Here is a 19731-nt window from a genome sequence, read left to right as displayed (position 1 = left end):
CCTGTCCCTGCCTTTAAATCCTTCCCCGTCAAAACGGGGAAGGGTGAAGGTTTTGCAAAATAAAAATTGTTTTTTTATTAAAATTTTATTTTTTATTAATGCTTAAAGCATTTCAATGGCGACGGCAACGGCTTCGCCACCACCAATACACAGTGTGGCAATACCACGCTTGCCGCCTGTTTTACGCAGTGCACCGATCAGGGTGGTAATAATACGGGCACCTGATGCGCCAATGGGGTGACCCAGGGCGGTTGCGCCACCGTGAATGTTGACTTTGGCGTGATCCAGATTGAGCTCTTTCATGGCAGCCATGGTAACAACCGCAAAGGCTTCGTTAATTTCATACAGATCCACGTCGTCTTTGGTCCAGCCGACTTTTTTCAGCAATTTCTCAATGGCACCAACGGGGGCGGTGGTAAACCATTCCGGTTCTTGGGAGTGCTGGGCCTGACCGACAATTTTTGCCAGGGGTTTTACATCCAGCTCCTCAGCGGTAGAGGTGCGCATCAGCACCATGGCTGCTGCACCGTCAGAGATGGAAGATGAGTTGGCGGCGGTGACGCTACCGTCTTTCTTGAAGGCGGGGCGCAGTGTCGGGATTTTTTCCGGCTTGGCTTTACCGGGCGCTTCGTCAATGCTGACAACCGTGTTACCACGACGGTCTTCAATGGTGACCGGGGCAATTTCCCATTCGAAGCTGCCATCTTCAACGGCCTGCTTGGCGCGACGCAGGGATTCAATCGAAAATGCATCCTGTTCTTCACGGCTGAAGCTGTATTTGTCGGCACATAGCTCGGCAAACACGCCCATGGCGGTACCGCGCTGGTAAGCGTCTTCCAGGCCGTCCATGGCCATGTGGTCGTAAACGGTAGAGTGACCGTAGCGGTAACCCTGGCGCCCCTTGAGCAACAGGTAAGGTGCATTACTCATGCTTTCCTGGCCACCGGCAACGGCAACGTCAATAGAGCCGGCTGCCAGCATGTCGTGGGCAAACATGGCGGCTTTCATGCCTGATCCGCATACTTTATGAATGGTGGTGCAGGAAACGCTTTTGGGCAGACCGGCACCCAAAGCGGCCTGGCGTGCGGGCGCCTGGCCCTGGCCCGCCTGCAGCACGTTACCCATAATGACTTCCTGAACAGCCTCGGGCTTGATGCCGGCGCGCTCAACCGCGCTTTTAATGGCAACAGCACCCAGCTGGTTGGCGGCCAAGGGTGACAGGCTACCCATCATGCCGCCCATGGGGGTACGGGCAACGGAAACGATTACGATAGGATCAGACATTACAATTCCTTTTGGTTGGTAAGTTCAGGCCGACTGACATGCAGGCGACGCGAGAACGGATAAGGGAAAATATCCTCGATCTTGCCGGCAGCGACACGATCTTTGCGTGTTTGCCACCATTTATAATCGAGCAAATGCGGGTGGTGCTTCATGAAGGCGGCACGTACGCGTGGATTGCCCAGCAGGAAGCGTTCGAATTCTTCGGGAAAGACATCGTTGGGATGTATTGGATACCAGGGCTCACCTGACATCTCGGCCTCTTCGTTGGGGGCCGGCGGAATGGCACGGAAGTTCATTTCGCGCATGGGCTGGATTTCATCATAGTCATAGAAGACGATCCGGCCCAGGCGGGTTACACCAAAGTTCTTGAACAGCATATCGCCAGCAAAAATATTGGCCGCCGCCAGCTCGGCAATGGCGTCACCATAGCCTTTGATGGCATTGTCCAGGGCTTCATCATTGGCCTGACTCAGGAAGATGTTCAGTGGCGTCATGCGTCGTTCGATGTAGACGTGGCGAATCACGATACTGTCTTCGGTCTCTTCTATCAGACTGGGTACCTGGCTGCGCAATTCTTCGAGCAGTGCGGGTGAGCAGCGCTTGCGCGGCAGGGCTACCAGCGAGTATTCCCAGGTATCGGCCATGCGGCCAACCCGGTCATGCATCTTGACCATGTGATATTTTTTTCTCACGATTTCATGGGTCATGCCGTCTTTATTGATGCGGTCGCGGATGAGCTTGAAGACATACGGGTAAGAAGGCAGCGTGAACACCGTCATGACCATGCCCTTAATCCCGGGCGCGATGTCAAACTGGTCGTGCGAGTTGTTCAGGTGATACAGGAAGTCACGGTAAAAAAGGGTTTTGCCCTGTTTTTGCAGACCGATGGCGGTGTACAGTTCGGCTTTGGGTTTGCTGGGCAGCAGAGACGACAAAAACGCCACATAGGCCGAAGGCACTTCCATGTCGACCAGAAAGTAGGCGCGGGTAAAGCTGAACAGGGTACTGATGTCATCGGTGGTGCTTAAGAAAGCATCCAGTTCAATTTCGTTGGCGGGCGTGTGCAGTAGCGGGATGCCAAACGGGTAGACAATATTGTTATTAATGAAGCGCCCCACAATATAAGCACCCTTGTTGCGAAAGAACAGGGTGTTCAGGACGTGGATCTGGCAATCGGGGGCAATACGCTTGCCACCGCTTTTGATTAATTTCTGGCGCAAAAGACCAATGGCTCTGCGGGCCACTTTTCGGGCATCGTAAGGCAGGTTCTTGAAGGGGGATGCCAGGCCGTAATCGGCCACCATTTTGATGATGGATTTTTCAATGCCGTCAATGTGTGGGTAATACACGCGGTAAGACTGATGTTCTGAGTCCAGGTATTCGGTGGCAATGGCCGGGCGCACGAACAGAAAAGCATTGTGAAAGTAATCACGGTGCAGGATCCGGCAGGTGACCGAGTTGAAAAACGTTTCAGCGCATTCGGGCTGCTGGTGGTTGGTCAGCAGGCGGACATATTCCTGTTTGATCGACTGCCAGTAGTTGATTTGTTCCGGCGTCAGGTCTCCGTGCTTTTCTTGTGGCATGCCCTGGGTCTTGTTGAGCATGTTATTGATCTGGTAGGTGCATTCGCGCACCCGGGTGTCATAGTATTCGATCCGCTCTTTGGAGACCCGCTGTATGCCGTGCCAGTCGTGTGATTCAAACAGGGACTTGGCACGCTGGGCCACATAGCGGAACAGGGAGTAATGCCGATCAAACCCTGCCAGGATTTTTTGCGCCACTTCTCCCGGAGGTGGAAGGGTTTTGTCCAGTTGTTGGATGAGTTGATGATCGGCGTTATAAGTCATGACATTATGTGACAAGTATTTAAAACCCTATTATTGCTTTATTTTGTTTCATTGAACAGTTCCCGACCAATGAGCATGCGACGGATTTCACTGGTGCCGGCACCAATTTCATAAAGCTTGGCATCCCGCCACATGCGGCCGGTGGGATATTCGTTAATGTAACCGTTACCGCCCAGGATTTGAATGCCTTCACCGGCCATCCAGGTGGCTTTTTCAGCGCAGTACAAAATAACGGCCGCGCAATCTTTGCGCACTTCGCGGACATGGCTGCTGCCCAGGCGATCCAGGTTTTTACCAACGGTGTAGCAAAAGGCGCGGCTGGCCTGCAGGGTAGTGTACATATCGGCCACTTTGCCCTGGATCAGCTGGAACTCACCAATAGACTGGCCAAACTGTTTGCGGTCATGCGTGTAAGGCACTACTATGTCCATGACACCCTGCATGATGCCCAGCGGGCCGCCGGCCAGCACGGCGCGTTCATAGTCCAGTCCGCTCATGAGGACCCTGACCCCGCCGTTCAGTTCACCCAGGATGTTTTCTTCGGGTACTTCACAGTTGTCAAACACCAGCTCACCGGTGTGGCTGCCCCGCATGCCCATTTTGTCCAGTTTTTGCGCCACTGAAAAACCCTTGAAGCCCTTTTCGATAATGAAAGCGGTAATGCCGCGCTGGTGGGCTTCCGGATCTGTTTTGGCATAGACAACCAGGGTATCGGCATCAGGGCCGTTGGTAATCCACATTTTGCTGCCGTTCAGGATGTATTTGTCGCCTTTTTTCTCGGCGCGCAGTTTCATGCTGACGACGTCGGAACCGGCGCCCGGCTCGCTCATGGCCAGGGCACCAATATGTTCTCCGCTAATGAGTTTGGGCAGGTATTTTTGTTTTTGCGCCTCGGTACCGTTGCGGTTAAGCTGGTTGACGCACAGGTTTGAATGGGCCCCATAGGAAAGGGCAATGGCGGCACTGGCACGGGACAGTTCTTCCATGGCAATCATGTGTGCCAGGTAACCCAGATTGGTGCCACCGTATTCTTCGCCAACAGTGAGGCCCAGCAGGCCCAGGTCGCCGAATTTTTTCCATAGGTCCATGGGAAACTGGTCGCTGCGGTCAACTTCCTGGGCACGGGGTGCAATTTCTGCCTGGGCAAAAGTACGCACGGCATCGCGCAGCATGTCCAGGTCTTCGCCCAAGTCGAAATTCAGTCCGGGTAAATTCATGATGTTTGTCTCCTGTGAGTTTTTTCTTTACATTATATCTATGAAATATAACAGAAATAAGATATTCCGTTTACGTTAACGTCAAGATTGGTTTTGCTCGTGTTTTTTTAGCAACCCAATGCAGTGTTCCTCCTGGTTGTGGATTTCCTGCAGGATGGCTTCAAGATCGCGTTTTTGGCTTTCAAGCTGCTCTTTGTGCCGGTTAAGCATGGCAATGTATTGTTTGAGCTGGGGGGCGGTGCTGCCGGGGCCATCATACATGTCAATCAGGCTGCTGATGTCGGCCAGCTGGAAACCCAGCCGCTTGCCACGCAGGGCCAGCTTCAGGCGCGTTTTGTCTTTTTGCGTATAAATGCGTTTTTGGCCTTCGCGCCTGGGGTTGATAATACCGTGGTCTTCATAAAATCGTAAAGTGCGCGGCGTTATATTGAATTCCTGCGCCAATTCCGATATGGACCATGTTCTTTGTGTCATAATTGATTCTAATACTTACAGTTTACGTAAACGTAAAGTATGATCCATGAATTAAATATAAAAGTCAATAAGGAGAAATAATGAATGTGAACGAAGCAAAGCTGATTTACCCCTTGGGTAACACACAGCCAGAGCCGGGGTTTGCAATCGAGGTGGCACCGGGAGTCAAATGGATACGCATGCCTTTGCCGTTTGCGCTGGACCATATCAATTTATGGTTGCTGGCCGATGAAGTCAACGGGCAAAAGGGCTGGACGATTGTGGATTGCGGCATTGCCAAAGACCCGGTCAAGGATTTGTGGGAAGAGGTATTCAGGAATGAACTGGATGGCCTGCCCGTGCTGAGGGTGGTGGTCACCCATATGCATCCCGACCACGTTGGCCTGGCGGGCTGGTTGTGCGAGAAGTTTGATGTGCCTCTGTATATGAGCATGACCGATTATTACGTTTCACGCATGTGGTCATCGCAACCGGTGGGTGGCGCGGGAACGGGGGGCGATGTGGCGGTACGGCATTTTTCACGCCATGGCCTGACAGACCCCGATTCCCAGGAAAAAATCCGTGCCCGGGCCACCTATTACCCAGGCCTGGTTTGTACCCCTCCCAACCGTTTTTGCCGCCTGATGGATGGCGATACCCTGCGGATTGGCAACAACGACTGGCAACTCATTTCAGGTTATGGGCATGCACCCGAGCATATGGCTTTGTACAGTCCTGTGCTGAAGGTTCTGATTTCGGGCGATATGGTCTTGCCACGCATTTCAACCAATGTGAGTGTGTTTGATCATGAGCCCGATGGCAATCCCCTGCCTTTGTATTTGAAATCATTGGATAAGTATCTGGCGCTTGATGAAGATACCCTGGTGTTGCCTTCGCATGGTCGCCCGTTCAAGGGCCTGCATGAGCGGATTCGCCAGCAGCACGAGCATCATGCCGAGCGTCTGGCCGAAGTGCTGGAATTATGCCAGCAGCCCATGAGTACCAAGGATGTGGTGCCGCATATGTTCAGGCGTGAGCTGGATTTGCACCAGCTAACCTTTGCCATGGGCGAGGCGCTGGCACATTTGCACGCCTTGTATTTTGACGGCAAGCTAAAGCGGGAAACCGGTAGCGATGGTGTTGTACGGTTTGTCGTTATTTAGTACTGAATGCCAGCCTGAGGGCCAGCCCTGCAAAGACCAGCGCGGTAAAACGGTTCAATACGATCTGTGCCCGGGCCGATCTTTTCAGGAGCTGGCCAAAATAACCTGAAAATATCACGATACTGCAGAACACCAGGAATGCGGACAAGATGAAAATTAAGCTCAGTAAAATCAGTTGAAATTTTACCGAGCCAATCGCAGGATTGGTGAACTGGGGCAGGAAGGCCAGAAAGAACAGACTGACCTTGGGGTTACTCATACTCATTAAAATGCCGCGTCGGTAAAACTGGCGGCCACTTAGGGCAGGTGCGCCAGGGGGATCTTCAGTGGAAGACACTGCCCCTACCGGTCCCGCCTTGAGGGCACCCCAGGCCAAATACAATAAATATGCGGCACCCAGCAGTTTGAGGATGGTAAATGCCGTGTCTGAGGCGGCAATTAACCCGGCAATGCCCACTGTCACAATAAAGGTATGAAACAGCAGGCCGGTACACAAGCCCAATACAATCAGGAATCCGGTGCGGTAACCGTGCAGGGCGCTTTGCAGCAGGACAAAAATATTGTCGGGGCCAGGGGAAATAGCCAACAGGACACACAGGCCAAAGTATACAAAGAGGGTTTCGGGTGTCATAAAATCGGGTAGGGCCGGTTAAACTAAATGGCATATTTTAACGGGACAGCCCCTATAATGGGGGGTAATATTTCACCCAAAATAAAGAATCTTTCCATGAACAAAAAACTTTCCCTGCTTACTCAGTTACAGCATCTTGGCACCGCGCCCTGTGATGAAACCACCCCGGTTGCGCCGGTAGGCCTGCCTTCCATCAGAACCAGCACGGTCCGGTTCAATACCATTGAAGACCTTGAGGCCACTTACCGCCGTAAAAGCAAGGGCGAGCGGCTGGTGACTTATGGTCGTATGGGGATGGAAACGCATGCCGCCCTGGAAGACATTTTTTGCCAGCTGGAAGGGGGTAAGCGCTGTTTCCTGGCATCGTCCGGCCTGGGGGCCATTACCATGTCGCTGCTGTCCCTGTTAAGTGCCGGCGACCATATGCTGGTGGCCGATTGCGTGTATGGGCCGGTGCGTCATCTGGCCAATACGGTGTTAAGCCGCATGAATATTGAATTTACTTATGTGTCTGCGCAATCCACGGATACCCTGCAGGCGCAGCTCAAGACCAATACCAGGGTTCTGTATGTTGAGTCGCCCGGTTCCTTGCTATTTGAAATGCTGGACATTCCTGCCCTGGCTGCATTTGCCAGACAGCATGGGCTTATTCTGGTTGTGGACAACACCTGGGGCTCGGGTTATGCCTGTCAACCGCTGGAACTGGGGGCCGATGTCAGCGTGATTGCCGGCACCAAGTATGTGGGAGGACATTCCGATTTAATGCTGGGCGCGGTAGTGGCCAAAGACAAGGCGCTTATCGAGCGGATAGACCTGAACCAATATGCCATGGGGTATTCAGTCAGTGCCGATGATGCCTGGCTGGCGATTCGGGGTGTGCGCACCTTGCCCATCCGTATGGACCAGCATGCCCGTAACGCTTTGCAGGTATGCCGCTATTTTGATGACCTGCCAGAAACACGACGCATTTTTCATCCTGCTTTTGAAAAAGACCCCGGCCATGCCTTGTGGAAGCGTGATTGCACGGGTTCCAACGGTATGTTGTCCATTGAACTGGCACTTTCCGATCGCCAGATCCGCACTTTCGTGAATGCGCTGGAACTGTTCAGCATTGGTTATTCATGGGGTGGCTTTGAAAGCCTGATTCAGTGGGTGGATCGTCCGACACTGGAAAACCATGCGTACTGGAGTCGGGAAGATAACCAGATCATCCGCTTGCATATCGGGTTGGAAAGCGTCATAGACCTGGTTGATGACCTGGATCAGGCCTTGCAAAAAGCCAGGGCGGTTTGATGTAATGAAAACAGCACACCGTTTCTTGGGTGTGCTGTTTGCGCCCTGTCAAGGGTAATGCCCGGTTTTTGTCGGGTCATGGCACTGACTGATGCATGCTTATTGGTTGCCGGCCAGTACCTGGTCGAGTAGCGCCTGGGCTTCCAGCAGGCTGGATGCGTAGGTGCCGGTCATGCCGGGTGAAGTCAGATATTTGCCGCCAACGGCAATTGAAGGGGTGGCCTGTACCTGATACAGGTCGGACAGTTCTGTTGCACGCTTGGCTTTGGCGCCTACACCAAACGAATCGTAGGCGGCAATAAACTCGTCTTTATCGATACCCTGTTCGACAGCCCAACTAATGATCGCATCACGGTTGAACAGTTTTTTGCCTTCTTTGTGGATGGCATTAAATACTTTGGGGTGCAGGTCTGTTTTGTCCAGTGCCACCAATGAGTAATACAGGTGCTGCATGGGTTGCATGGAGGCGTTGAAGGCAACCGGCACGGGTATGAACGCTACGTTGTCTGGCAGTTTCTCTTTCCAGTCCTGGAACAGGGGTTCCATTTCAGCGCAGTGCGAGCAGCTGTATGAAAAGAACTCAAGCACTTCGGTTTTATCGGGGGTATCGGAAGGCTGTGCAGTTTCAAGCGTGATGTATTTAATGCCGGATTGGGCCATGGCTGGAACAAAAGCGGCGGCACCCATAATGGCCAGGGCGGAAAACGTGTGTTTGAAAATTGTTTTAATCATCATTGTTTATTCGCATTAAAAAGTATTGATCAGGGGCTTGTTGCACTTATTGTTCTTGCTGAAGAACAATAAGCCGGATGTAGCGCAAAATACAGTAAAAACCGTAATAAGACCAGTTATAAAACAAAAAGTTCAGCTTGTGTGAGAATGGAAATGCGACGCAACAGATAATTGGCGCATAGTTTAGCGAACAATGGTTGAACTGATTTTTGCTTTGCTTAATTCGGTGCGCGAGCGGTTCAGCTCATCATCATTTTTGAATGGGCCAATCCGCACCCGGTTGATTTCCACATTGTTAACGGTAATTTTGGTAATTTCCGCGTTGTAGCCCATCAGGATCATGCGGGCCCTGATAGAGTCGGCCTCTTTGGCATTGCGAAAAGCACCTACCTGAAGATAGCGGCTGCCGGTAGCGGTGGGTTGGGCGGTATTAAGCGGAATGTCTTTGCCTTTGGAGGTCAGGGCAAGTTTTTGTTCAATGGCAGGGCTGGCAGGCGCTGCCGTTTTGGTTTCGGTATTTGCCTTGACGGGTGCGCTGCCTGCCGGCAACTGATTGATTAATGAGCCAATCTGGTCTTGTGACACGCCCGATGGCGGTGTTTTCACGGGATCTGCCGAGGTTAACGGACGAAGAGGTGGCAGATTGCCCGTGCCCGAGGGGGCGTTTTGCGTGCTGGTGATGCGGCCATCATTGCTGAGCCAGGCGTTAGGGTCTGGCAAAGGCTGGTTGCCGGGCGATGTGCTGCCCACCGTTGACGATGAGGTGCCCGGCATTTTGATGCCCGATGAAGACGTATTGCCCGAATTGTCCCTGAAGGGTAGCGGTGTGCGGGTTAGCATGAAAGCGGCAATCGCGGCAATGGTAAGGCCAATAATAAGCCCGGTCAGGATTGACGAGAACGAACTGCTGCTGCTGTTGCTGCTGCTTCTGGACCTTGAGGATGAGGATCGGGTAGTACGTCTTTTGGCCATATTACATTTTTTCTGGAGCACTAACTCCAAGCAGGTTAAGGGCGTTTGCAATAACCTGACGGGTGCTGTCGGCCAGGCGCAAACGAGCCAGTTTAAGGGCCTGGTCTTCTACCATAATGCGTTCGGCGTTATACCATGAATGGAAATCGGCGGCACAGTCCAGTAACCAGAAAGCAATGTGGTGGGGCGCAAGCTCTTTTGCGGCCAACTGAATGACGTTGGGCAGCTCGGCCAGTCGACGCAGCAGGGTGATTTCACTGGGCGCTGTCAGCAGAGAAACATCCGCATCTTTAAGATACGCCAGCAGATCGGCCGAGTCACGTAAAATCTTGCAAATTCGTGCATGTGCGTATTGTACGTAATACACCGGGTTTTCTTCGCCCTTGGCCAGTGCCAGGTCAATGTCAAAAACGAACTCGGTATCGGCACGGCGCTGGATCAGGAAAAATCTCACAGCGTCCTGGCCCACCCATTCGATCAGGTCGCGCATGGTGACGTAACTGCCTGCCCGTTTGGAAATCTTGACTTCCTGACCGCCACGCATGACTTTGACCATTTTATGCAGGATATAGGCGGGGTAGTCTTTGGGGATACCCATGTTCAGGGCCTGCAGGCCGGCTCGCACGCGGGCTACCGTACCATGGTGATCGCTGCCCTGGATATTGACGGCATGGTTGAATCCACGCTGCCATTTGGTGACATGGTAGGCCACATCGGGTACAAAATAAGTATAGCCGCCATCGGACTTGCGCATGACGCGGTCCTTGTCATCGCCGGTACCCAGTTCAGTGGTTTTCAGCCACAGCGCGTTTTCATGCTCGTAGGTATAGCCGCTTTCAATCAGCTTTTGTACCGTTTCAGCTACTTTGCCATCGCTGTACAAAGAGCTTTCCAGATAATAGTTGTCGAACTGCAGGTTGAATGCCTGCAAGTCCAGATCCTGTTCATGACGCAGGTAGGCCACGGCAAAGCGACGGATATCATCCATATTGTTGATATCGCCGGAAGCGGTAATGGTTTGCCCATCGGCTGTTACCGATTTTTTATCAAGGAAGTCGCGGGCAATATCGGCAATGTAATCGCCACGGTAGCCATCGGCAGGGTATGCTTCTGAGTCGGGGGTAATACCTTTGGCGTGGGCCTGCACACTGATGGTCAGGTTGTTGATTTGATTGCCGGCATCATTGTAGTAGAACTCGCGGTGTACTTTATAGCCACTGGCGGAATACAGGCGACAAATGCAGTCACCCAGCGCAGCCTGGCGGGCATGCCCGACGTGCAGCGGACCGGTGGGGTTGGCGGAAACAAATTCAACAATAACGCTTTCCCCATTGCCGGGGGCATTGCCATATGCGCTGCCTTGTTCCGCAATGACGTTGGCCACGGCCTGATGGGTAGCCTGGGTAAGACGCAGGTTGATAAAACCCGGCCCGGCAATTTCGGCAGCGGCCAGAAAAGATTTCGTGTCTTCATTACCCAACAGGGCATTGACGATTTCCTGTGCCAGTTCACGCGGATTGCGTTTGTTGGGCTTGGCCAGTTGCATGGCAACGTTGGTGGCAATATCGCCATGTTCGGGCTGTTTGGGGCGTTCCAGTTTGATAACCGGGTTGCTGCCGGGCAGAATGCCTTCAACAGCGGTGGCCAGCGCGGCCTGGATTTGTTGTTGTAGCTCTGGGAGCATAGGAATTGACTGTATAAAAAAGTGGTAAAAAAGCCGCTTGCCCCCGCAACTTGGTGAATGTGTCACGCTTGAAGCGTATGGGGTGCAAATGTTATTAAACCGGCCTGTTCAATGAATCTGGGAAATTGCCATAATCATAGCATATTGGCCGTTTTTAACGGTCCGTTTTGCCAGAAAGGGGTGTCTTGGATGGATCGTTTATTTGGTTTGGAATGGTCAGTCCAGGAAAAGAGAACCATGGAATATTGGCGGGGATACGGGCAATGAGTTGGTCTGCTGTTTCGCGGCTGGCTTTGCTTAAGTCGGGGTGATGATAGTAGTGTTTGCTTTCTGGATTACTGGCCAGCTTTTGCTCTCTGGCAGCGGCATCGTTACTGACAGGATCACAGTTTTGTGGGGCATTTTCTTTACGCCAGTCTACCCACGTCAGGGGAAGGGTGGAAAAATCGCTGTACATGCCTGGCTGTGATGTGGGGGACGCTTGGCGTGATCCACTTTTAATGGCCCCGCTAATAGCGGCATGCGGGCCTAAAAACGTTTGTTGCTTCTGGTTTTCAGGCTGTGGCGGTAGGTTGATTGGCTTATTGTTGTCAGTGGGTGTCGTAAGCGGAAATGGTGCGCCGGTGTTGTTGTGTGCCTGGATTATATTCAGGGCAGCTGCTTTGGCAGCTCTGTCAAAGAGTATTTGTGGCTCTGCGTAATAATCGGACCCTTTTGTATAAAGTGCCTTGATTTGATCAAGGCTGGTGCTTTCGTACGCTTTTTTGCCTGCATCATCAAAAGCAATCGGAAATAAACCCAAGGGGTTAATAAATCTGCGTGGCTGATGGTTGGCATAAGCAAAAGGCGGAAGGCCAGTTTTTACGCCTGGCACTTCAGGCTCAAGATAGTGACCGGCAGCCGGGTCGTAGTAGCGATTTCCGTTGTAATGCCAGCCGGTTTCCTGGTCGTAATACTGGCCAGGCAGGCGCAGGTTGAATTCAATGTCGGCATGAAGGACATGGCTTTCTCCTGTTGGACTGTTTTGGGCCAGCCAGCGGATATTACGGTTTTCATCTGTCACCATGAAGGGTTGTCCGATATGGTCGGCATGGATGAAGAAAAGCTTTGCGGTACGCTGGTTAAGGGGTATGGCCATCCGGACAAGATAAGGCTTTATCCAGGCGGGAATGTCATCACCAAAAGTGTTAGAGCCGGGATTCAGGAATAATCTGGCATCATCATGTCCGTAAAAATACCCACCGCTATACTCTATAAATGCAACGGGCAGTTGTCCGGCATAAATATAGCGGCGACTAATGGCACCGTTATTGGCATAAATCGAGTCATCGTGATGGGCATGAATACCCCATTCACCTATTAAGCGGTTGTTTTCATAATAGAAAAAGGTGGCGCGGTCAGCGAGATATTTCATAACTCTTTGGCCCTGGAAGTTATAGCTGTATTCAGCCACAACATTTTCATCCAGGGTGATTTTCGCGGGTTTTCGGTCATTGTCGAATTCAATGCTTTTATTGCCGACCTTTGTTGGCAGGCCGCTGGCGTCCCGAGATATTTGTGGTGTGGCGGTGCTTGCGTCTTTGGTGTAAGAGGCATTGGAACCATCGGGGTTCCAGCTATATTGGTAGCGGCTGGTGGTGTTTTGCTGATAATGCTGTGTATTGACGGTTGCGTTTATTAGCCGTTTTTGTGAATCGTATGAATACCGGCTTGTGCTGTGCAGTTGCCTGGCAGGCAGACTGGTTCGTTCTTCAGTCAAAGTACCATCGGTGGAAAAGTTCAGCTCCTGGGTCCAAACCGGTTGTTTCCGGTAGGCATTCCATAAGCTTAGCTGGGTTTTTGCTGGTGTTTTGGATTGCGCACGAAATACCAGCTGGTTGCCAAAGATATAGCCGGGAGCATGGATGCTGGTGTTCAGAATGGATCGGGTTTTTTGGCCATACCGTGGGGTCCAAAGGATTTCTTTGATTTTATTGTCGCTGTCATGGCGGTAGGTCAGCATGCCGCCTTCAGGCAGGATATGTTCGATGGTTTGTGTGTCTTTGACTATGCGGTAATAGTCGTGATAGCTGATTTGTATGATTGAGTTCAGCGGAATTGAATGTCTGAGTGATTTTATCGCAACGACATCCTCATTGAGTCTATTAAAGGCAAGAATTTTCTTATTATCCTGTAAAGTTGCCTTGCTTCGGTCGTTATATTCCAGCTTGACCGTATCAGCCCATTGGCTGCCGTTCTTTAGTTTGTTTATATAGTTTAATTTTCCTTTTTCATCATAGGCAAATTGTATTTTGTCACCATTGGAAAACGCTTGCAGGATAAGCTGGTTTTTTTCATTGGTGCCGTAGGTTTCGGTGCTGCTGATGTTGCTTGGACGGATAACGGCATCAACAGAAGTTGTGTTGGCATGGCAGGCAAACGGAAATAGCAGGAGGAGGATTTTTTTCATTTTACCAAATTATTTTAAGCTTATGTTTTTTGTTGGGTAGGCAAGCTGTTTGTGAGAACAGCGTTGGATATTCTTTGTCCTTATCATATTCACGTGGCTTATTAATGTTTTAAAATGGGGAGTCCCAGCCGAGTTCGTTTTCCAGCCACGTTACATAATGCGTTGCATCTACGGTTCCAATAATTTTTTGTGAAAGTAGGCTATCTTCTGAGGTGTCTACGGGGAAGCGGGTAATGAATTTTTCCACTTCCTGACGGGCTGCTTGGCCAAGCGTGGCATGTTCCCGTTGATATTTGTCGGTAGCATTACTCCCGGGCTCTTGTATGTACCGGTCCAGGTCAGGATTTGGCGAGCTTCTGGCAGGTGTACCATGCAGTACAGGGTTGTCAATACCACTGAATGGTTGGGTCTGTGTTGATGGGTTGCTTAAGGATTCCATGGAAACACCCGCCTGTTCTGCTTGCCATACCATCCATGCCAGAGGTATATCACCAAGATCTCCGTATTGGCCTTTTTTCGGGTTGAGTCGGTCTTTGAGGTCTGATTGCCAGGTGAAACCGCCAACATCGGAATGGGCTCCTATGAAGCCTTGCTCTATCCAGTTATTTCCTTCTCCCACTAATGGGGTAAGGGGAAATAATTTACGGTGTTCGTTCAGGGAAGCAGCATGGGCAATCCAGTCCCATGAGTCAGGAACGGTATATGTGTAAAGGTCGTTTAAATTTCCCCGGTAACCTATTTGCGGTACATTGTCGAATAAACCGATAAAGCGCAGGTCAAGGCAGGCATTGATTGTGTCTTTTCTTTTTCCATGAAGAAGAGAGGTCCATTCCATCGAGAAAAAACCATGTTCGTCAGTATGATCGGCCAGCATATTGGCAAAGATCAGGGCGATGGCCGAACCACGTGAAAAAGCAATAATATCAATTGGCAAGAGGGGATTATTAGTGTTATTAATGTTAAAAGTATTAGGTATGGTATTAACCAATTCATTGATTTGATGGTTAATAATGTTCATGATGTTATAACCTAATGCGGCATCAAGCATTCCAGCAGTATGGGTTGTGGGAAGGAACTTGCCTGTTCCTGAGGTATAGCTTTTGTCTCCAATATAAAGCCTCGTAAACTTCAATACATTGGTATTTGAATATTTGTTATTTTCTGTGCCATCAAATGCAAACAGCAGCAATCCCAAGGGGTCAATAAACAGACGTGGTTGCTGGGCAGCATACCCAAAAGGGTCGTTATTGGGCACAGGTCCAATCGGGTCAGGCTCCAAGTAATGCCCTGCTCCCGGGTCATAGTAACGATTCATGTTGTAATGCCAGCCGGTTTCCTGGTCGTAATATTGCCCGGGCAGGCGCAGGTTGAATTCAATATCGGCATGCAGAATATGGCTTTGTCCAGTAGGGCTGTTATGGGCTAGCCAGTGAATTTTCTGCTCTTGGTCAGTCACCATGAAAGGTTGGCCGATGTGGTCTGTATGAATGAAATACAATTTTGACTGATGAGGTTGTTGGGGAGGTAGTGCTTTTTGGGCTGATGCGTCATGTGGTAAAGCGTATTCATAGGGAAACATTGCTTTTTCATACTCAATGAAAGCCACAGGCAGATTGCCAGCATAAATATAGCGGCGGTCAATATTGCCATTCAGTCCGCGCCGTGAGTGCTTGTCTTTATAAGTGGTCCATTCACCGGATAACTTATTGTTTTCATAGTAATAATAGGTGTGGCTGTTTGGCGTTTTTTTGAGGATTCGTTGACCGAGTGCGTTATAAAGATAGGTGGCAATCGGTTTTTTGTCTTTGCTTATGAAACGAAGTCTACGACTGGCATCGTAAATAAGATCAAACTCATTTATCTTGAGTGGCAAACCGCTGGCATCACGTTCAATAGCGGGTTTAATGGTATCGCTGCCATTATAATAAGCGGCACTGGAGCCATCCTTGTTCCAGGCATAATGGTGCAGGCCAGACAAATCCTGTTCTTTATATTGGGCGCTGGTTTTGGTGCTGATCATTCTTTGGGATGGGTCATAGGCATAATTGCGGCCTGCTTCGTATTTTGCGTCTGGCACAATGACGGTTTCGCTGCGCAGGGTGTTGTCTTCAGAGAAATCCAGTGTCTGGGTCCAGAACCGTTTGTCTTTATTCCATAAGCTAAGCTGGGTTTGTCCTGCATCGGTCTTAAGGGCATGAAAGGCCAACTGGTTGCCCAGCACATAGCCTTTTTCGGGAATGCTGGAATCCATGATTAAATGGTGTTTTTTGCCGGATTGTTCGGTCCAAATGATAGTTTCAGGTTTGTTTTCCTGATTGTAAAAATAGCTTATATGTCCTCCTTCGGGTAAGTGGTGAATCCGGGTTTTTCCATCGTTCTCAAATGTATATTTGTCCTCAAAGCTGATTTGGGCTGCCTGTATTGGATTGCGTTCCGTACTGGCGATTAAAGTATTTTTCTGTCGTGTGTCATATCGTATTGTTTCCAAGTCATGCTGAAGAATGATGTAGTTTTTTTCAGGGCTTGTAAGAATTTTTATGGTGCTTGAAAGGTCTTTATCTTTTGAGGTTTCCGTCACCTTTGCAAGTTGCCCGTCTTTATCATATTCAAACAGAGCCCGGTCTCCATTGGCAAATTTCTGTTCAACCGGCTGGTTTCTGTCGTTATAGCGGGTGTGTTCGGCGCCTGTAATCTTGCTGAACCATGTTATCGGACGGTCTTTGGCATCGTAATGCAGTTGCAGCCCGGTCCAGGGTGAACGGTTTATGTCCAGTTGTCTGATATTGTCGTTTTCATCGTAATGAATCCGGGTGCCATTCAGGCTGGTCATTCTTCCCTTGCTGTCATACTCGGCTTGGGTGCCGGGTATGGCGCAACCATAACAGCCTGCTCCTTTGACTGCTTCCTGTACATATTTTCCACCCTTGATGGAAGTATGAAAATCGGTGTGCTTGCCATCGGTATTTTTAACACGCGTGAGGCCTGGGGCATTTTCAGTTTTGGGGCGACTGATATATTCAATCTCAATATGGTTGTTGGTATCTTCTTGGCCACCCGTTATGGAACGAATAGCCAGGCCTTTTTCGTCATAAGCCCATGAATTGGTTCTGACCGCTTTTTGACCGGTATGGTCATGCATGCTAATGCCGGTTAGCAAAAACGGGTTGCCATGCTGGTATTGGGCTTCATAGGCATAGACTTTGCCCATTTTGTCGGGTCTTTGCATGCCAACAAGGCGTAGACCTGTGTGGTTTTCAGGCTGTTCGTGCTGGTAATGAAAAGTCCCAACATGGGTATCAATACGGCTTAAACGGGCCGCACCCTTGAAAATTTCATAATTAAAAACCAGCTTGTGTTGGAGGCCTGCCTGTACTTCCAGAATGGCATGCTGGGTGGGGCCTGGCTTTGCATCGCGGCTGATGCGGATGGGCTCCAGCCCAGGTAGATTAACCTGTATCAGGCGTCCATGCTGATTAAAAATCTTGCTGAAACCAGAGCCCAGTTCCCAGTGCCAGACATTGTCTTTGGCCAGCAATTTGCCTTGACTGGCCTGTACTGCATGGGCGGTATCATCCTGACGGGCCTGAAATAGGGTGCGGGTGCCATCGGCATGGATAATTTGCAGTTTGTTACCTGCAAAATACAGACGGGTATCATAAGAATGCGACCAGCCTTCACCCAGCAGGCTATTACCTTTGGAGAGCGAATTGTAATATCGTGTTAATTCCAGTCCTGATGGCAGAAAGGGCAGATCGGTTTCTTCTTGGTATTTATTGCCACTAATTAAATGGATAGGGTTGCCCACACCCAAATTAAGTGAGGGCTCCTTGCTTCGATCCTTGCATGGATGTCCGGTAAAAGCAGGCTTGCAAACGGGATTTCCATCGTTTATTTCGCTGGTTTGCGACCAGGCTGCAGGCATTATGACTATTGCCAGCAGTAGCAGGGTTGTGATTCTTTTCATGACCGTGAGTGCTCGTTTTGAACGAAAAATGAAATCATCGGCCTGAAATGCTTCTTGTAGTAAACTGGGCGTATTACTTTATCTATTGTGGGAAACCGAAGATGCTGATTACTTTCCGCTCAAATGCAAGTGCTGATGTTGTGATGCTGGACAAGCATGCCCTGTCTGTCCTGAAGGCTGCAGGGCGTGATTATGAGACACTGCCTGAAAATGGTGTGTTTACGGTAGAACAATTGGATGAAGCTATTGATAACATTGTGTCACACCGTGGCTGAAAACCCCGAGTCCAATCCTTATCAAACTTATGCCGAAAAGATCGGGAAGGATATGACGAGTATCTGGAAGAAAAACCTCATCCGGTAAGAGGGCTCAAAAAATCCCCGTATTTTTTCGTGTTTTGGAATCCTGCAGATAAATGGAACTACAGTTTCCCGTGCCTAGCGGGTTGGTAAGCAGGCGTGGCTGTCGGTCACCATGAATGGTTGGCCGATATGGTCGGAATGAATAAAATACAGCTTTGCCTTATAGGGTCGAAGTTGCGGCTTTTTGATTGGGTTGAAGGTATCGGCGTCATAATCCATGAAGGAGTCATTCAATGGATCGTCAATATTGAAAGAGGCACGCTCGTACTCAATGAAAGCAACAGGTAACTGGCCTGCATAAATGTAGCGGCGGTCAATACCCCCGTTTGGTCCATGCTCGGCGCGTTTTCCCTTACGTGTTGTCCATTCTCCAGCCAGCAGGTTGTTTTCGTAGTAGTAATGGGTATGTGTGTCTTTGGTTTTTTTTATAATTCTTTGCCCTATACCGTTATAAATATATTCAGCAAGTAGTTCCTTATCAAGTTCAACGTATTTCAACCGCTGGTTGGCGCCATATTTAAGTACAAAGTCGTTAATCTTGAGCGGCAGACCACTGGCATCGCGTTCTATGTTCGAAATAATACTTTCGGATCCATTGGAATATGCGGCATTTGAACCATTGTCATTCCAGGCATAATGATATTGAGTGGAAAGGTCCTGTTTCTTTTGATGAGCCTGTATCGTGGCGTTCACCATTCTTTTGCGCGGGTCATACACATAGGATTGCGTGGATTGATAGTCGACCTGCGGTACCATTACGGTTTCATTGATTAGGGTGTTGTTTTCTGAAAAATTAAGCAGTTGGCTCCATATTCGTTTCTGCTTTTCATCCCATAAACTGAGCTGTGTTTGCCCCTGTTCGGTTTTTAAAGCATGAAATTGAAGTTTGTTACCCAGCAAATAGCCTTTGCCAAATGTATGAGAGTCAAGAATCAGGTGAGATTGCTTACCCGACTGCTCGGTCCAGATGATGGTTTCGGGTTTGTTGTTTTTGTCATGCAAATAAGTAATAGAGCCGCCTTCAGGCAGATGATGAATACGTGCTCGATTGGGTTTTTCAAATGTATATTTATCTGTCAGAATTGCTTTGACATCAGAATGTTCGTTTCTGTTTCGATAAGACTCTACATATAGCGTATTTTCTTGTCGTGAATCAAAAGTAAGGCTCTCTTTTGGAGACTTTATCAAGACCCATCCGAAATCTGCGGTGCCCCCTAATTTTGTAATGATTGGGGGTTCTTTTCGTTTTGACGTTTCGGTTACCGTTCTCAGGTAACCTGTTTCGTCATACTCCAGAAGGGCATGATTGCCGTTGGCGAATGTTTGTTCAACGACCTGATTGCGTAAGCCGTCTGCATGTACAATTTGCAACTTGCTTCCGGTAAGCCACGATCGGATATCACAAAAGCGGGACCTGCTACCTGTGATTAGGTAAGCGGGATTGCCGGTACCCGGGGTTAATGAGGGTTTTTCCAAGGTGTCCGGGCATGGGTTAGCTATGACAGCGGATTTGCAGGAAACAAAATTGTAAGTTTGCGAGATGGTTTGAGACCATGCGTGCTGTAATAGCGTCGCTGCCAGTAAAATAAGTGCTGAAATTTTTTTCATGGTTTAGGTAGCGAAATTTTACCGGCAGGCCGCTGGCATCCCGGGTGATTTGTGGTGTGGCGGTGGTGCCGT

The 19731-nt window shown here is 49.8% G+C and carries 14 protein-coding genes; 3 read left to right on the top strand and 11 right to left on the bottom strand.

What is annotated here, in order from left to right:
• Window positions 1-102: 102 nt before the first annotated feature.
• The 4 genes from KU392_RS05020 to KU392_RS05005 all read right to left on the bottom strand — a co-directional run bounded on the left by KU392_RS05020 (window position 103) and on the right by KU392_RS05005 (window position 4822).
• On the bottom strand, window positions 103-1284 hold the full coding sequence (locus tag KU392_RS05020; RefSeq protein WP_217734754.1) for an acetyl-CoA C-acyltransferase: 1182 nt from the start codon (window positions 1282-1284) through the stop codon (window positions 103-105).
• Window positions 1284-3131 (bottom strand): bifunctional isocitrate dehydrogenase kinase/phosphatase, encoded by a 1848-nt coding sequence (gene aceK, locus KU392_RS05015; protein ID WP_217734753.1) that lies wholly within the window; start codon window positions 3129-3131, stop codon window positions 1284-1286. The genes KU392_RS05020 and aceK overlap by 1 nt, the downstream gene beginning before the upstream one ends.
• 38 nt (window positions 3132-3169) lie before the next feature.
• The gene (locus KU392_RS05010; protein WP_169293033.1) at window positions 3170-4348 is read right to left on the bottom strand and encodes an isovaleryl-CoA dehydrogenase; all 1179 of its coding nucleotides are present in this window, start codon (window positions 4346-4348) and stop codon (window positions 3170-3172) included.
• A gap of 81 nt (window positions 4349-4429) precedes the next feature.
• The gene (locus KU392_RS05005) at window positions 4430-4822 is read right to left on the bottom strand and encodes a MerR family transcriptional regulator (RefSeq protein ID WP_169293034.1); all 393 of its coding nucleotides are present in this window, start codon (window positions 4820-4822) and stop codon (window positions 4430-4432) included.
• 80 nt (window positions 4823-4902) lie between these two features.
• Here KU392_RS05005 and KU392_RS05000 point away from each other — a divergent pair, with 80 nt between their 5' ends.
• Window positions 4903-5964: an MBL fold metallo-hydrolase gene (locus KU392_RS05000; RefSeq protein ID WP_169293035.1), complete on the top strand. Its 1062-nt coding sequence runs from the start codon at window positions 4903-4905 to the stop codon at window positions 5962-5964.
• Here KU392_RS05000 and KU392_RS04995 read toward each other — a convergent pair.
• Window positions 5957-6595 carry a LysE family translocator gene (locus tag KU392_RS04995; RefSeq protein ID WP_217734752.1) on the bottom strand — a complete coding sequence of 213 codons (639 nt, stop codon included), beginning with the start codon at window positions 6593-6595 and terminating at the stop codon, window positions 5957-5959. The two genes, KU392_RS05000 and KU392_RS04995, sit on opposite strands and share 8 nt — an antisense overlap.
• Window positions 6596-6691: 96 nt before the next feature.
• On the opposite strand from KU392_RS04995, the gene metC reads away from it, so the two are divergent.
• Window positions 6692-7888 (top strand): cystathionine beta-lyase, encoded by a 1197-nt coding sequence (metC, locus tag KU392_RS04990; protein ID WP_217734751.1) that lies wholly within the window; start codon window positions 6692-6694, stop codon window positions 7886-7888.
• A 99-nt stretch (window positions 7889-7987) separates the two neighbouring features.
• On the opposite strand, the gene KU392_RS04985 is transcribed toward metC, so the two are convergent.
• From KU392_RS04985 to KU392_RS04965, 5 genes are all read right to left on the bottom strand, one after another.
• Window positions 7988-8623 (bottom strand): thiol:disulfide interchange protein DsbA/DsbL, encoded by a 636-nt coding sequence (locus KU392_RS04985; protein ID WP_246587326.1) that lies wholly within the window; start codon window positions 8621-8623, stop codon window positions 7988-7990.
• 180 nt (window positions 8624-8803) lie between these two features.
• Window positions 8804-9592, bottom strand: coding sequence for an SPOR domain-containing protein (locus tag KU392_RS04980; RefSeq protein WP_217734750.1), 789 nt, complete (start codon window positions 9590-9592; stop codon window positions 8804-8806).
• A gap of 1 nt (window position 9593) precedes the next feature.
• Window positions 9594-11276 (bottom strand): arginine--tRNA ligase, encoded by a 1683-nt coding sequence (argS, locus tag KU392_RS04975; RefSeq protein WP_217734749.1) that lies wholly within the window; start codon window positions 11274-11276, stop codon window positions 9594-9596.
• 154 nt (window positions 11277-11430) lie between these two features.
• The gene (locus KU392_RS04970; protein ID WP_217734748.1) at window positions 11431-13725 is read right to left on the bottom strand and encodes an RHS repeat domain-containing protein; all 2295 of its coding nucleotides are present in this window, start codon (window positions 13723-13725) and stop codon (window positions 11431-11433) included.
• Between the two features lie 109 nt (window positions 13726-13834).
• Window positions 13835-17689, bottom strand: a complete 3855-nt coding sequence (locus KU392_RS04965; RefSeq protein ID WP_217734747.1) for a DUF6531 domain-containing protein — start codon at window positions 17687-17689, stop codon at window positions 13835-13837.
• Window positions 17690-17790: 101 nt separating this feature from the next.
• Between KU392_RS04965 and KU392_RS04960 the strand changes: the two genes are divergently transcribed.
• A complete protein-coding gene (locus KU392_RS04960; RefSeq protein WP_217734746.1) occupies window positions 17791-17964 on the top strand; it encodes a DUF1840 family protein in 174 nt (57 codons plus the stop codon).
• Between the two features lie 162 nt (window positions 17965-18126).
• On the opposite strand, the gene KU392_RS04955 is transcribed toward KU392_RS04960, so the two are convergent.
• Window positions 18127-19659 (bottom strand): hypothetical protein, encoded by a 1533-nt coding sequence (locus KU392_RS04955; RefSeq protein ID WP_217734745.1) that lies wholly within the window; start codon window positions 19657-19659, stop codon window positions 18127-18129.
• Between the last annotated feature and the right edge of the window lie 72 nt (window positions 19660-19731).

Source organism: Advenella alkanexedens (genome assembly GCF_019132845.1).
Classification (GTDB): domain Bacteria; phylum Pseudomonadota; class Gammaproteobacteria; order Burkholderiales; family Burkholderiaceae_B; genus Advenella; species Advenella alkanexedens.
The sequence above is the reverse complement of the archived record's forward strand: the minus strand, read 5'-3'. Positions and strand labels throughout refer to the sequence as shown.